Source organism: Rathayibacter festucae DSM 15932 (assembly GCF_004011135.1).
GTDB classification, from domain to species: domain Bacteria; phylum Actinomycetota; class Actinomycetes; order Actinomycetales; family Microbacteriaceae; genus Rathayibacter; species Rathayibacter festucae.
Map to the genome: position 1 here is coordinate 1,208,254 of NZ_CP028137.1, position 13,340 is coordinate 1,221,593.

Genomic DNA, 13,340 nt, shown 5'->3' on the forward strand with positions numbered 1-13,340 from the left:
GGGTCAGCGTCCCTTCCGTCGTGCGCGCTTGCCGTCGAAGTGCGGGTTCTCCCAGATGACCGAGCCGCCCTGGCCGAGACCGACGCACATCGCGGTCAGGCCGTAGCGGACCTCGGGGTGCGCCTCGAACTGGCGGGCGAGCTGGATCATCAGCCGGACACCCGAGGAGGCGAGCGGGTGGCCGATCGCGATAGCGCCGCCGTACTCGTTGACCCGCGGGTCGTCGTCGTCGATGCCGAAGTGGTCGAGGAAGGAGAGCACCTGCACGGCGAAGGCCTCGTTGAGCTCGAAGAGGCCGATGTCCTCGATGCCGAGCCCGGCCTTCTTCAGCGCCTTCTCGGTCGAGGGGACCGGGCCGATGCCCATGATCTCGGGCTCGACGCCGGCGAAGGCGAAGCTGACCAGGCGCATCTTCTCGGGGAGGCCCAGCTCCTTCGCGGCGTCGGCGCTGGCGAGCAGCGAGACGGCGGCGCCGTCGTTGAGACCGGAGGAGTTGCCGGCGGTGACCCGGCCGTGCGGGCGGAACGGGGTGCGCAGGGTCGCCAGCCCCTCGAGCGTGGTCTCGGGGCGGGGCGCCTCGTCGGCGGTGGCGAGGCCCCAGCCGGCGGCGCTGCGGGTGGCGACGGGGATGAGATCGGGCTGGATGTCGCCGTTGCGGTAGGCCTCGGCGAGCTTCTGCTGGCTGCGCAGGGCGTAGTGGTCGGAGCGGCTCTTGGTGAGCTGCGGGAAGCGGTCGTGGATCTTCTCCGCGGTCTTGCCCATGTTGAGGGCCTCCTCGCCGACCAGGCGCTCGGAGAGGAAGCGCGGGTTGGGGTCGGCGTTGAAGCCCATCGGGTGGCGGCCCATGTGCTCGACGCCGCCGGCGATCACGACGTCGTAGGCGCCGAAGGCGATGCCGCCGGCGGTCGTGGTGACCGAGGTCATCGCTCCCGCGCACATCCGGTCGATCGCGTAGCCGGGGACCGAGCGCGGCAGGCCCGCGAGGAGCGCGGCGGTGCGGCCGAGGGTCAGGCCCTGGTCGCCCTGCTGGGTGGTCGCGGCGATGGCGACCTCGTCCACGCACTCCTTCGGCAGAGCGGGATTGCGCTCCAGCAGCCCGATCATGGCCTTGACGACGAGGTCGTCGGCCCGGGTCTGCCAGTACATGCCCTTCTCACCGGCTCGCCCGAACGGAGTACGGACTCCGTCGACGAACACGACTTCGGATCTCTCGGCCACAGTGCCTCCTGAAAACGGGACGCCCTCTCGGAAACCGGACGTCCTTCCGATCGTAGGAAGGCGGCGACGGGCGCCGGAATCCTTTGCTTCTTCCTACGAAGCGGGTTCCGTGCCCTCGACGGGTGCTTGCCCGGCTTCCACAAACGCGGTGGCGAGCGAGCCGGCGGTGGCGTCGATCTGCCAGGAGCGGGCGCCGGCGCGCTCCAGCTCGGCGGCGACGGAGTCCCGGTCGAGCGGCTCCGGCGGGTTCCAGGCGAGGCGGCGGACCAGCTCGGGCGTGAGCAGGTTCTCGACCGGGAGCGAGAGCAGCTCGGCGATCTCGCCGACGACGGCGCGGGCGGCCTTCAGCCTGGCGTCGGCGGCCGGGTTGCGGTCGCCCCAGGCGCGCGGCGGCGGCAGGGTGTCGGCGGCGGGACGGACGGGGCCGGGCAGGTCCTCGGTGCTCTGACCGCGCTCGATCGCGGCCCACCAGCGCTCGACCTCGCCGCGGCTGGCGCGGCCGGTGAAGTCGCGGCGGCCGGAGAGCTGGCCGAGGCTCGTGGGGACGTTGCGCGACACGGCGATGATCGAGGAGTCGGGGATCAGCCGGCCGGGCGCGATGTCGCGCTCGCGGGCGAAGGCGTCGCGGGTCAGCCAGAGCTCGCGGGCGATGGCGAGGGCGCGCGGACCGCGCAGGGCGTGCATGCCGGAGAGGCGGCGCCACGGCTCGGCCGGGACCGGCTTGGGCTGCCGGGCCAGGGTCGCCTCGAACTCCTCGCGGGCGATCCGGGTCTTGCGGGCCTCGACGAGCATCTCGGCCATCCGGTCGCGCAGGTCGGGCAGCAGCTCGACGTCCTTCGCGGCGTAGACCAGCCAGCTCTGGGGGAGGGGGCGGGTCGACCAGTCGGCGGCCGAGTGCTCCTTGGCGAGGTGGATGCCGAGCAGGTCCTCGACGACGGCGCCGAGGCCGACCTTTGGCAGGCCGAGCAGGCGCGCGGCGAGCTCGGTGTCGAAGATGCGCACCGGGTCGAGGCCGACCTCGCGCAGGCAGGCGAGATCCTGGCTGGCGGCGTGCAGGATCCACTCCTCCTCGCCGATCACGGCCTGGAGGGCGTCCATCCGGCCGATCGCGGGCGGGTCGAAGAGGAACGCCCCGGCACCGCGGCGGTAGACCTGGATCAGGTACGCGCGCTGCGAGTAGGTGAAGCCGGAGGCGCGCTCGGCGTCGACGGCGACGGGACCCTCGCCGGCGGCGAGGGCGTCGACCGCGGCGAGGAACTCGTCGGGGGTGGAGAGGACACGGTAATCAGTCACGGTTGTTCCGTCGGAAGGCGAGCGAGGTCACACCGTCGCCCGATACGGGCGGGAGGCCCGCGAGCATGCACAACAGCTCCCCCCAGCCTTCCACGTGGGGAGCGAGCTGCGCATCCTCGGGGCTCCAGGAGGCCCGGATCTCGATCTGCGCGCCGTCGCCCTGGGCGGCGAGCTCGCCGAAGCCGGTCGAGAGGACCTTGGTCGCGGTGCCGGAGGCGGCGGTGTAGAAGGCGCCGCGGACCTCGAGCGCGTCCATCAGCCACGACCAGGCGACCTCGGCGAGGAAGGGGTCGGTGCCGATCTCGACCTCGAGGGGAGCCTGGGCGAAGCAGACGACGCGGAAGGGACCGCCCCACTGCTCGGGCTCCTCGGGGTCGTAGAGCAGGATGAACCGGCCGGTGCCCAGCTCGGAGTCGCGGCCGTGGGCGCGCGGCGAGACGTCGCCGGAGAGGGCGACGGCGTACGGCGCGAGTCCGGCGGGCGAGGCGATCTCGGAGACGGTGAGCTCGGAGCGGGTCGTCGCCCGGCGCAGGGAGTCGACCGCGGCGCGGAACTCCTCCGGGAGCTGGGACGGCGCTGGGAATTCGGGCACGGTCGCAGACTAGAGTTCCCGCATGCTCGAAGCCCGCAGGCACGCCGCGGAGAGCGCGCACACCGGTGTCGTCCTCGCCGCGGTCCTCGCGGCCCCCGTTCTCGCGGCCCTGACGGCCCTGGGCGGCGCCGCCCTCGGGACGGCCTTCCTCCGCGGGGTGGTCACTCCGCCCGCCCGGCGCGCGCAGGACGTCCGGGTGCTCGCCGTCCGGCCGGGGGTGCACGAGATCGAGCTCTCCGCCTCCGTCGACACCGCGGTCCGCGGCGGCTTCAGCCTCTGGTTCGACCACGGGCGCGGGCACGCGCGGATCGGGCGGCTGCTCGCGACCGGGCAGGGCCGGGTCGTGCGGGAGCTCGGCGCCGTCGATCGCGGAACCCTGCGGCCCGGCGCCCGCGGGCGGCTGAACGGCTGGCTGCTGCTGTCCCCGCGCGAGACCGGGCTGCCGTTCACCGCCGAGGAGGTGCCGACGCAGTTCGGCGCGGCTCCCGCCTGGCTCTTCCCGGCCGAGGGGGACGGCGGCGTCTGGGCGATCCACGTGCACGGCCGCGCGACGACGCGCGAGGAGACGCTGCGCGGGATGGCCGCGTTCCACCGGGCGGGGCTCACCTCGCTGGTCGTCTCGTACCGCAACGACGGCGACGCTCCGGAGAGCCCGGACCGGCGCTACGCGCTGGGGGAGACGGAGTGGCGCGACGTCGACGCCGCGATCCGGTTCGCCGAGCGTCGCGGCGCGCGCCGGGTCGTGCTCGTCGGCTGGTCGATGGGCGGTGCGATCGTGCTGCAGACCGCGCTGCGCTCGAGCCGCCGCGACCTGATCGCGGGGCTGGTGCTCGACTCGCCGGTGATCGACTGGCGGGTGACCCTGCGGAAGCAGGCGCGGCTGAACCGGATCCCGGCGCCGATCGCGGCGCTCGCGCTCACGGCGATGCAGCGGCCGTGGTCGGCCGCGCTGACCGGCCAGAGCAGTCACGTCCCGCTGGCGGCGATGGACCTGGTCGAGCGGGCCGCCGAGCTGACCGTGCCGGTCCTGCTGCTGCACAGCGTCGACGACGACTTCGTGCCGAGCGGCCCCTCCGAGGCCCTGGCGGCGGCGCGGCCCGATCTGGTCGAGCTCGTGCTCTTCCACGGGGCCGGGCACACCCGGCTCTGGAACGACGACCCGGAGCTCTGGGAGGCGTCGGTCGAGCGCTGGCTGGCGGAGCGGGCGCTCAGCCGGTCCGGGTCCAGCGCGCGTAGGTGAAGCCGGCGTCGTCCGCGGCGAGCGACGTCAGGGCGTAGGAGTCGTCGACCCGCTGGCCCGTCGACGCGACGGGGAGGCCCGGCAGCACCACGCGGGGCGCGGTGGTCAGGCAGAGCTCGTCGACGCGGCCGGAGGCGAGGAACTGGCCCGAGAGCGAGGCGCCGCCCTCGCAGACCACGCGCTCGAGTCCGAGGGCGCGCAGGGCCGCGAGGATCGCGTCGACGCTCATCCGCCCGCCGGTCGCGGGCACCGGGACGACCTCGACGCCGCGGGGGAGATCGGCCGGCGTCGCTAGCCCCTCGGGGAGCAGCAGGAGCACGCGGGCGCCCTCCTGCACCTCGAGGCGGTGGCCGGCCATGTCGCCGGAGGAGGAGACGATGGCGAGCGGCGCGCGCTTGGGCACGCGGTAGCCCTCCGCGCGCACGCTCGCGGCGCCGACGAGGACGACGTCGGCCTGCGCGCGGATGACCCCGAGGATCGTGCGGTCGACGCGGTTGGTCAGCGTCTCGCTGGTGCCGTCGGAGCCGATGCTCGAGCCGTTGACGCTCGCGATCATGTTCAGCCGCACGCGGACGGCGGCGCCGGGGAGGTAGGCCGCCTCGATCGCCGCTCGCGCGCCGTCCTCGCCGAGGCGGATCGGCTCGCCGGCGGGGACGAGCGGCTGCAGGATCACGGTGCCGGGCTCTCGCGCGAGGCTCAGGCGGCCAGGTGGGCGCGGATCTGCCGCTTGGTGCGGCCGAGCAGCGCGCTCATCCCGCGCAGCCGCAGCGGCGAGACCGCCTCGGACAGGCCGATGGTCTGCGGGAAGTCGTCGGGAACCGCGAGCACCTGCTCCGGCGTCAGGCCGTCCAGGCCCTGGGCGAGGATCGAGGCGAAGCCGCGGGTGGTCGGCGCCTCGCGCGGCGCGGTCGCGTGCAGGTGGATCACGTCGCCGTCGAACTCGACGACGATGAAGACCGGCGACTGGCACTCCTCGACCCGCTCGAACAGGTCGGGGTGATCGCGGTAGCGCTCGGGCAGCTCGGGGAGATCGTTCGAGAACTCGAGGAGGAGCTGGAGGCGCTCCGGCTTCTCGAGGGCGAGGAACTCGTCGCGGATCTCGCGGAGCGCGGGGCCGAGCAGGTCGGTGGCGGGGGTGTCGGTGGTCATCGCTTCCATTCTTCCCTACGCGGGGACGACGGGGCAGGACGCCGAGGGCCCCGGCACAGGTGTGCACGGGGCCCTCGGGTCGCGGTCGGAGCGGGCCGGTCAGCGGGGCGCGGGGGCCTCGCCGGGCTCGGCGCCCTGGACGATCGGGACGCGGACGGCGCTGCCCCACTCGGTCCAGGAGCCGTCGTAGTTCTTGACGCCCTCGAAGCCGAGGAGGTGGGTGAGCACGAACCAGGTGTGCGAGGAGCGCTCGCCGATGCGGCAGTAGGCGATGACGGTGTCGCCGTCGGCGAGGCCGGCGCCGTCGCGGTAGATGCCGTTCAGCTCGTCGAGGGAGCGGAAGGTGCCGTCCTCCGCCGCGGCCTTGCCCCACGGCACGTTCTGCGCGCTGGGGATGTGGCCGGCGCGCAGGGCGCCCTCCTCCGGGTAGGCCGGCGCGGTGGTGCGGGCGCCGGAGAACTCCTCGGGGGAGCGGACGTCGATCAGCGGGTTGCCGAAGTGGGCGAGCACGTCCTCCTTGAAGGCACGGATGTCCTCGTCGCGGCGCTCGACCGCCGGGTACTCGACCGAGGCGGGGCTCGAGGCGTCCGTGGTGGTCGGTCGGCCGTCGGCGATCCACTTGTCGCGGCCGCCGTCGAGCAGGCGGACGTCCTCGTGGCCGAAGAGGGTGAAGACCCAGAGGGCGTAGGCGGCCCACCAGTTGTTCTTGTCGCCGTAGATGACGACGGTGCTGTCGCGGGCGATGCCCTTGGCGCCGACGAGCGCGGCGAAGGCGGCGCCGTCGATGTAGTCGCGCTGCACCGGGTCGTTGAGGTCGGTGTGCCAGTCGATCTTGACCGAGCCGGGGATGTGGCCGGTCTCGTAGAGGAGGACGTCCTCGTCGGACTCCACGACCACGAGGCCGGGGGTGCCGAGGCGCTGCTCGAGCCACTCGCCGCTGACGAGTCGTTCGGGGTGCGCGTAGGCGGCGAACTTCGGCGACGGATCGAGTTCAACGGGCAAGGGGGACCTCCAGGATGGTGCGCGGGGCGCAGACGTGGTTCTCGGATGGGCGGCGGTGCGGGCGGGCTACGCTGGAGACCGCCCTCAGCGACAGTACGCGCCCTCGTGCGCGGGTGCACGGACGGCCCCGTAAGAGTTCGACACAGTGCCGCCGGCGTCCGCCGCCGTGCGGCTCGACACAGTACTGCGACCCTGGATGCGAGACCGCGTGACCCCCGACGACGTCCGTTCGACGAGCAGCCTGACCGCGCGCTCGCCGCAGATCAGCGGCCACGAGATCGCCTCGACCCTGGTGCCGCCGCGGCAGTTCGAGGGCGCGACCTTCGAGAGCTACCGGCCGGACCCGGAGTACCCCTCGCAGGCGGAGGCCGTCGAGGCGCTGCGGGCGTTCGCGGCCGGCGGCGGCTCCAAGGGCGGCGGCGGCGGCTTCCTCGGCTTCGGCCGGAGGAAGGCGCCCGCGGTGAAGCCCGGCGTCTACCTCGACGGCGGCTTCGGCGTCGGCAAGACCCACCTGCTCGCGGCGATCTGGCACGCGGTGCCCGGCCGCACCTACTTCGGCACCTTCATCGAGTACACCGCCCTGGTGGGCGCCCTCGGCTACGCGGCGACCGTGTCCCTGCTCAAGGGCTCGGCGCTGCTCTGCATCGACGAGTTCGAGCTGGACGACCCGGGCGACACGATGCTGATGACCCGGCTGCTGGGCGAGCTGGTCGCCTCCGGCACCCGCATCGCGGCGACCTCGAACACCCCGCCGAACGCGCTGGGCGAGGGGCGCTTCGCCGCCGCGGACTTCCTCCGCGAGATCCACGCGATGGCCGAGCACTTCCAGACGATGCGGATCGACGGCACCGACTACCGCCGCCGCGACATCGAGGGCCACGCGGTCACCCGCTCGGACAGCGCGATCGACGAGCTCGTCGCCACGGCCCCCTCCGGCGCCGTCGTCACCGACGACTCCTTCCGGGCCGCGGTCGACCACCTCGGCTCGGTGCACCCCTCGCGCTACATCAAGGTGATCGACGGGGTCGACGCCATCGTGCTGCGCGACGTCGCCACCCTCACCGACCAGACGGACGCGCTGCGCCTCGTCGCCTTCATCGACCGCGTGTACGACGCGCAGATCCCGGTGCTCGCCTCCGGCGTCGCGCTGGACGAGGTCTTCGGCGGCGACATGCTCAGCGGCGGCTACCGCAAGAAGTACCTCCGCTCGATGTCGCGCCTGATCGCGCTGACCTCGATGCGGCCGTTCGCCTGACGACGGACCGGCTCCTGACGACGGACCGGCTCCTGACGACGGACCGGCTCCTGACGACGCGACGGCGCGCGGCGTCGGTCCTCCGCGGCATCTCCCCGGCTCGTGCGCGGGGGATCCGCGGCGCGCTGTAACGCACTGTTCACACGGGAGCCGCGCTCGTAACATCCGCGAAACCTCGTGCCGCACGGGTCGTAACGTCGCGCGGCCAGACTGTCGGCTACCCGAGGTGACCCGACACCCCGCGTCCTCCGAGACGCCGTGTCTTCGGGGTCGTGCAGCGACTGCCGGCCCGCATCGGGCTCTGCACTGCCCTCACTCACGACTCTGCTTACTCACGAGAGGTTCAACAATGGATCAAGGCAATACCGCGTTCATGCTCCTGGCGGCGGCGCTGGTCCTGCTCATGACCCCCGGGCTCGCCTTCTTCTACGGCGGTCTGGTCCGAGCGAAGAGCGTCATCAGCATGATGATGCTGAGCTTCGGCGCGATGGGCCTGATCGGCGTGCTGTGGGTGCTCTACGGCTACGCGATCACCTTCTCCAACGCCGGTGTGGGCGACTTCGTCGGCATCGACGGCGTCCTCGGCATCGACCTCAGCCAGCTCGGCCTCGCCGGTGCCTACGCCGAGGCCCGCGGTGACATCGAGTCCGCGTACCCGACGCTCGCCTTCGCGGCCTTCCAGGCCACCTTCGCGATCATCACCGTCGCGCTCATCTCCGGCGCGATCGCCGACCGCGCCAAGTTCGGCGCGTGGATGGTCTTCGCCGGCGTCTGGGCGACCATCGTCTACTTCCCGGTCGCCTCGTGGGTGTTCAACTTCGCCCTCGACCCCGAGACCGGCGCCACCTCGGACGGCGGCTGGATCGCCTACAACGTCGGTGCGATCGACTTCGCCGGCGGCACCGCGGTGCACATCAACGCCGGTGCGGCGGCCCTCGCCCTCGCCCTGGTCCTCGGCAAGCGCGTGAACTTCACCAAGGGCGCGCACCAGCCGCACAACCCGCCGTTCGTGCTCCTCGGCGCCGGTCTGCTCTGGTTCGGCTGGTTCGGCTTCAACGCCGGCTCCGAGCTCGCCGCCGACGGCATCGCCGCGATCGCCTTCCTCAACACCATCGCCGCTCCGGCCGCCGCCATCATCGGCTGGCTGATCATCGAGAAGATCAAGGACGGCAAGCCCACCTCGATCGGCGCCGCCTCCGGTGCCGTCGCGGGTCTCGTCGCGATCACCCCGGCCTGCGCCGTGCTTTCGCCCTTCTGGGCGATCGTGCTCGGCCTGATCACCGGTGCCGTCTGCGCCCTGGCGATCGACCTCAAGTACAAGCTCGGCTACGACGACTCGCTCGACGTGGTCGGCGTCCACCTCGTCGGCGGTCTGATCGGAACGCTCTACATCGGCTTCTTCGGCACCGATGTCGGCCTCTTCCTCACCGGTGACGCCAGCCAGCTCGGCAAGCAGGCCCTCGCGGCCTTCACCGTCCTGATCTACTCCTTCGTCCTCACCTACGCGATCGGCTGGGTCATCCAGAAGACGATCGGCTTCCGGGTGAAGAACGAGGACGAGATCGCCGGCATCGACACCGCCATCCACGGCGAGGCGGGCTACGTCCTCGCGGACTAGTCCTCCCGCTGCCTCGTCGCGCTCGGCGCGACACCCCGGTGGAGCCGGCTCTTCGGAGCCGGCTCCTTCCGTTTCCGGGCTAGGGTTTTCAGGTGCCCTCCTCACGCTCCGTCGTGTCCCTGCTCCTCCGACTGCTCGGCCGCGCGAGCGCCCCGCGCGCCGACGCCGGCGCCCCCGCGCAGCGGCCGTACCTGAGCACCACGGCGCCCACGCCGGGCGCGAACGGCATCGGCAGGACCTCCGAGGTCGACCCGACCCGGCTGCGCGGCGTCCACCTCGGCTACGCGCCGACGCCGGACGGCGATCCCGACCCGGGCGAGGTCGTCTGGACCTGGGTGCCCTACGAGGAGGACGACGGCCGCGGCAAGGACCGCCCCGTCCTCGTCCTCGCGGTCGAGAAGGCCGGCACGGCGCTGGCGATCCGGCTGAGCTCGAAGGAGCACGACGGCTACCTCGCGGTCGGCGCGGGGCCCTGGGATCCGGAGGGGCGGCCGAGCTTCGCCGATCCGGAGCGGGTCTTCCGCGTGCACCCCGCGGGGATGCGGCGCGAGGGCGCGGCGCTCGAGCGCGCGCGCTTCGACGCGGTCGCGCGGGTCGTCTCGGCGCGGTACGGCTGGCGCTGAGCCGGCGCCGACCTCCGGCGGGCCCCCCTAAGCGCTCGGGGCGATGCGCACGAGCTCCGGGTGCTTGGCCGTGCGGCCGTCGCCGGAGGACGTGCCGGTGAGCCGACGGCGCAGCCACGGCGCGACGTGGGTGCGGTAGTACTGCGCGGAGCCTCCGCTCGCTGCGGCCGGCCGCTCGGGCGCCTCCTGGGCGGCGGGCGGGACGGGCAGGCCGAGGGAGGCGAGCACGCGCGCGCTCACGCGGTGGTGACCGCGGGGGCCGAGGTGCAGGCGGTCCTCGGACCAGAGCGACGGGTCGGTGAAGGCCGGGTCGGTCCAGTTGTCGGCGACGACGATGTCCGGGCGCTGCCGCGTGCGGCGCAGGACGGCCGAGGTGAGGGCGTCGCCGCGGCGCTTGATCAGCCGGCCGAGCGGCAGCCGCGCGGACGGGTCCGGGGCGGAGAGGGCGATCAGGGTCACGCCCTCGGCGTCGCAGCGGGCGAGCACCTCGAGGTAGCGGTCCGCGATGCGCTCGATGTCGGCGCGCGGACGCAGCATATCGTTGCCACCCCCGTTGAAGGAGAGGTGGGTCGGCCGCAGGGCGAGCGCGGGCTCGAGCTGCTCGTCGACGATCGGGTCGATGAGGCGGCCGCGGATGGCGAGGTTGGCGTACTCGATCGGCTCGCCGAGCGCGTCGGCCCAGCCCTGCGCGGTGAGGTCGGCCCAGCCGCGGGCGGTGCCGTCGGGGAGCTCGTCGCCGACGCCCTCCGAGAAGGAGTCGCCGATCGAGACGAGGCGGACGGCGGTCATCGGCGCGGCGATCGGGGCGGGGTTCCGGTGCGGGGCATCGTCGCACTGTAGCCCGGGAAAGCGTGTACCGTCGGCCGCATGGTTCAGGACTCGCCGACCTCCGTCGAACTGCCGGACGGGGTCGGGCGCCTCGTCCTCCTCGATCCGGAGACGCTCGCTCGGGACTCGCCGCGGCCGTACCTGCATCCGCTGCGGACGCCGGCGGGGCGGGTGGTCAGCGATGTGCGGCCCGCCGACCACGACTGGCATCTCGGGCTGTCGCTCGCGGTGTCGAACATCACGATCGGGGACGCCGAGCTCGACACGAACCTCTGGGGCGGGCCGACCTGGTTGACGGGGACCGGCTACCGGCAGGTGGACAGCAACGGGTCGCAGCGGCCGGAGAGCGCGGACCCGGGCGACCTCGCGCTGGGGTGGTTCGATGCGCGCGGGCGGCGTTTCCTCGACGAGCGGCGGCGGCTGAGCGTCCGGCGGCTCGGGGACGTGACGGTGCTGCGGATCGAGAGCCGCTGGCGCGCGCTCGGGGAGCGGCTGGTCTTCGGGTCGCCGACCACGGCGGGACGGCCGGACGCGGGCTACGGCGGGCTGTTCCTGCGGCTGGACCCGTCGTTCGAGGGGAGTGCCGTGAGCGGGCCGGACGGGGCCGTCGCGGAGCCGATGGGGATGGTGTCGCGCTGGCTCGCGGTGGCGGACGGGAGCGCGACGGTCGCGCTGCGGGCGGACGAGGGCAGTCCCGTCGATCCGTCGACGTGGTTCGTGCGGACGAGCGGGACGCCGATGCTGTGCGCGGCGCCGTTCTTCGGCGCGACGTGGACGCTGGACGCGGGGGCGGAGGCGAGCTGGAGCTGGCAGCTGCTGCTCGCGGATCGGGTGCTCGGTGCGGACGAGATCGAGGCGAGCTGGGGGCAGGGCGGCTGAATGCTGGCGGGGCCGGGGGTCTCGATACGCCGCTGCGCGGCTACTCGACCAGCATGAAGGGCGATGGCACGGCTGCTCGACCAGCAGGAAGGCGGCTGCGCAGCTGCTCGACCAGCAGAGAACGCGGCCTCGCGGAGGGTGGGTGACGGCGGTCCATGCTGATCGAGTAGCCCGCTGAGCGGGCGTATCGAGATCCGGCGGCGCCGGAGGGAGGCCTTTGGGCCCGGGTGCTGGGAGGGTGGGTCTCGATACGCCGCTGCGCGGCTACTCGACCAGCATGAGGGGGTGCTGCGCCGGTGGTGGGCCGGCAGGAGTTGCGTCGCTGGTCGGGCAGGATGAGCTGAGGGGGTGGAGCCCCGGGAGGCGAGGAGAGGGACATGGAGCGGAGCGGGAGGCTGGTGCTGCACGGCGCGCGGAAGGTCGATGTGGGCGGGACCGTGGAGGACTTCTGGCTCATTGCGGACGACGGGGTGATCGTCGAGGTCGGGACCGGGGGCGGCTGGGAGCGGGCGGCGGAGGGCGCGCGGGTGCACGACGCGGGCGGGCTGATCGCGACTCCCGGCTTCGTCGACCTGCACGTGCACGGCGGGGCGGGACGCGGCTTCGACGAGGGGGTCGACGCGATGCGGGCCGGACTCGCCCTGCATCGGGCGCGCGGGACGACGCGCTCGCTGGTGAGCCTGGTGTCGGCGCCGCTCTCGGCGCTCGAGACGTCGCTGGACGCGGTCGCGACGCTGGCGGAGGGGGATCCGCTCGTCCTCGGCGCGCACCTGGAGGGGCCGTTCCTCGCGCCGTCCCGCCGCGGAGCGCACGACCCGGGTGCGCTGATCGCGCCGACCGACGAGGCGGTCGAGCGGCTGCTCGACGCGGCCCGTGGAGCTCTCCGGCAGGTCACGATCGCCCCGGAGCTGCCCGGCGCGCTCCGGGCGATCGAGCGGCTGACCGGGGCGGGGGTGGTCGTCGCCGTCGGCCACACCGAGGCGGACGCGGCGACGACCCGGGCGGCGATCGAGCGCGGCGCCCGGCTGGTGACCCACGCCTTCAACGCGATGCCGGGCATCGGGCACCGCTCGCCGGGGCCGATCCCGGTGGCGCTGGCCGACGAGCGGGTGGTGCTGGAGCTGATCCTGGACGGCGAGCACGTGGACGCGGACGTCGCGCGGATCGCCTTCGCGTCCGCCCCGGGACGGATCGCGCTGGTCACCGACGCGATGGCGGCGGCGGGAGCGGGGGACGGCGCGCACCGGATCGGCGGGCTGCGCGTCGAGGTGCGGGACGGCGTCGCCAGGCTGGCCGGCACCGCGACCCTCGCCGGCTCGACCCTCACCCTGGACGCGGCGGTCCGCCGGGCGGCCGGTGCGGTCGGGCCCGGAGTCGGCCTGGGGCTCGAGGCGGCGGTCGGCGCCGTCACCGCGACTCCGGCGCGCGTGCTCGGCGAGGCGGGCCGGCTCGGCTCGCTCGCGGTCGGCCGAGCGGCGGACGTGGTGCTGCTGGACGACGCGCTGCGGGTGCGGGCGGTCTGGGCGGCGGGCGCGAGCGCCGTTCCTCCCGCGCGGTGACCTCCCCGCGCGCTGATCTCCTCGGGCGGTGATCTCCTCCGGGCGGAGGCGACGGTGCGCCAGGATGCGCAGCCCGCGCCAGCC

At 73.8% G+C, this 13,340-nt stretch carries 13 protein-coding genes; 6 read left to right on the forward strand and 7 right to left on the reverse strand.

Annotated elements, in window-relative coordinates; translation table 11 throughout:
* Positions 1-3 precede the first annotated feature (3 nt).
* From C1I64_RS05695 to C1I64_RS05705, 3 genes are all read right to left on the reverse strand, one after another.
* A complete protein-coding gene (locus tag C1I64_RS05695; protein ID WP_127886493.1) occupies positions 4-1,218 on the reverse strand; it encodes a thiolase family protein in 1,215 nt (404 codons plus the stop codon).
* A 93-nt stretch (positions 1,219-1,311) separates the two neighbouring features.
* On the reverse strand, positions 1,312-2,511 hold the full coding sequence (locus C1I64_RS05700; protein ID WP_123445864.1) for a ribonuclease D: 1,200 nt from the start codon (positions 2,509-2,511) through the stop codon (positions 1,312-1,314).
* Entirely contained in the window at positions 2,504-3,103 is a 600-nt protein-coding gene (locus C1I64_RS05705; protein ID WP_127886494.1) for a DUF3000 domain-containing protein, read from the reverse strand. Before C1I64_RS05705 ends, C1I64_RS05700 begins: the two co-directional genes overlap by 8 nt.
* A gap of 22 nt (positions 3,104-3,125) precedes the next feature.
* On the opposite strand from C1I64_RS05705, the gene C1I64_RS05710 reads away from it, so the two are divergent.
* A complete protein-coding gene (locus tag C1I64_RS05710; RefSeq protein ID WP_127886495.1) occupies positions 3,126-4,343 on the forward strand; it encodes an alpha/beta hydrolase family protein in 1,218 nt (405 codons plus the stop codon).
* Here C1I64_RS05710 and C1I64_RS05715 read toward each other — a convergent pair.
* The 3 genes from C1I64_RS05715 to C1I64_RS05725 all read right to left on the reverse strand — a co-directional run bounded on the left by C1I64_RS05715 (position 4,312) and on the right by C1I64_RS05725 (position 6,494).
* The gene (locus C1I64_RS05715) at positions 4,312-5,016 is read right to left on the reverse strand and encodes a dihydrofolate reductase family protein (protein WP_127886496.1); all 705 of its coding nucleotides are present in this window, start codon (positions 5,014-5,016) and stop codon (positions 4,312-4,314) included. The two genes, C1I64_RS05710 and C1I64_RS05715, sit on opposite strands and share 32 nt — an antisense overlap.
* 23 nt (positions 5,017-5,039) lie before the next feature.
* Positions 5,040-5,492 carry a SufE family protein gene (locus tag C1I64_RS05720; protein WP_123445868.1) on the reverse strand — a complete coding sequence of 151 codons (453 nt, stop codon included), beginning with the start codon at positions 5,490-5,492 and terminating at the stop codon, positions 5,040-5,042.
* A 99-nt stretch (positions 5,493-5,591) separates the two neighbouring features.
* A complete protein-coding gene (locus C1I64_RS05725; protein WP_127886497.1) occupies positions 5,592-6,494 on the reverse strand; it encodes a sulfurtransferase in 903 nt (300 codons plus the stop codon).
* A 208-nt stretch (positions 6,495-6,702) separates the two neighbouring features.
* Between C1I64_RS05725 and zapE the strand changes: the two genes are divergently transcribed.
* From zapE to C1I64_RS05740, 3 genes are all read left to right on the forward strand, one after another.
* Entirely contained in the window at positions 6,703-7,749 is a 1,047-nt protein-coding gene (zapE, locus tag C1I64_RS05730) for a cell division protein ZapE (RefSeq protein ID WP_243586756.1), read from the forward strand.
* A 349-nt stretch (positions 7,750-8,098) separates the two neighbouring features.
* A complete protein-coding gene (locus tag C1I64_RS05735; protein WP_127886498.1) occupies positions 8,099-9,367 on the forward strand; it encodes an ammonium transporter in 1,269 nt (422 codons plus the stop codon).
* Positions 9,368-9,459: 92 nt separating this feature from the next.
* Positions 9,460-9,990: a type II toxin-antitoxin system PemK/MazF family toxin gene (locus C1I64_RS05740; RefSeq protein ID WP_166649619.1), complete on the forward strand. Its 531-nt coding sequence runs from the start codon at positions 9,460-9,462 to the stop codon at positions 9,988-9,990.
* A 27-nt stretch (positions 9,991-10,017) separates the two neighbouring features.
* Here the strand turns inward: C1I64_RS05740 and C1I64_RS05745 are convergent, their stop codons facing one another.
* Positions 10,018-10,779 carry an SGNH/GDSL hydrolase family protein gene (locus tag C1I64_RS05745; RefSeq protein ID WP_127886499.1) on the reverse strand — a complete coding sequence of 254 codons (762 nt, stop codon included), beginning with the start codon at positions 10,777-10,779 and terminating at the stop codon, positions 10,018-10,020.
* A 78-nt stretch (positions 10,780-10,857) separates the two neighbouring features.
* On the opposite strand from C1I64_RS05745, the gene C1I64_RS05750 reads away from it, so the two are divergent.
* Together C1I64_RS05750 and C1I64_RS05755 are read left to right on the forward strand one after the other, a co-directional pair.
* Entirely contained in the window at positions 10,858-11,697 is an 840-nt protein-coding gene (locus C1I64_RS05750; protein ID WP_127886500.1) for a DUF6807 family protein, read from the forward strand.
* A gap of 377 nt (positions 11,698-12,074) precedes the next feature.
* A complete protein-coding gene (locus C1I64_RS05755; RefSeq protein ID WP_127886501.1) occupies positions 12,075-13,256 on the forward strand; it encodes an N-acetylglucosamine-6-phosphate deacetylase in 1,182 nt (393 codons plus the stop codon).
* The last annotated feature ends 84 nt before the right edge of the window (positions 13,257-13,340 follow it).

Bases quoted from the DNA above. Each gene is read 5' to 3' on its own strand.
- C1I64_RS05755 (WP_127886501.1), top strand. From the start codon at position 12,075: ATGGAGCGGAGCGGGAGGCTGGTGCTGCACGGCGCGCGGAAGGTCGAT.
- C1I64_RS05745 (WP_127886499.1), bottom strand. From the start codon at position 10,779: ATGACCGCCGTCCGCCTCGTCTCGATCGGCGACTCCTTCTCGGAGGGC.
- C1I64_RS05750 (WP_127886500.1), top strand. From the start codon at position 10,858: ATGGTTCAGGACTCGCCGACCTCCGTCGAACTGCCGGACGGGGTCGGG.
- C1I64_RS05735 (WP_127886498.1), top strand. From the start codon at position 8,099: ATGGATCAAGGCAATACCGCGTTCATGCTCCTGGCGGCGGCGCTGGTC.
- C1I64_RS05710 (WP_127886495.1), top strand. From the start codon at position 3,126: ATGCTCGAAGCCCGCAGGCACGCCGCGGAGAGCGCGCACACCGGTGTC.
- C1I64_RS05720 (WP_123445868.1), bottom strand. From the start codon at position 5,492: ATGACCACCGACACCCCCGCCACCGACCTGCTCGGCCCCGCGCTCCGC.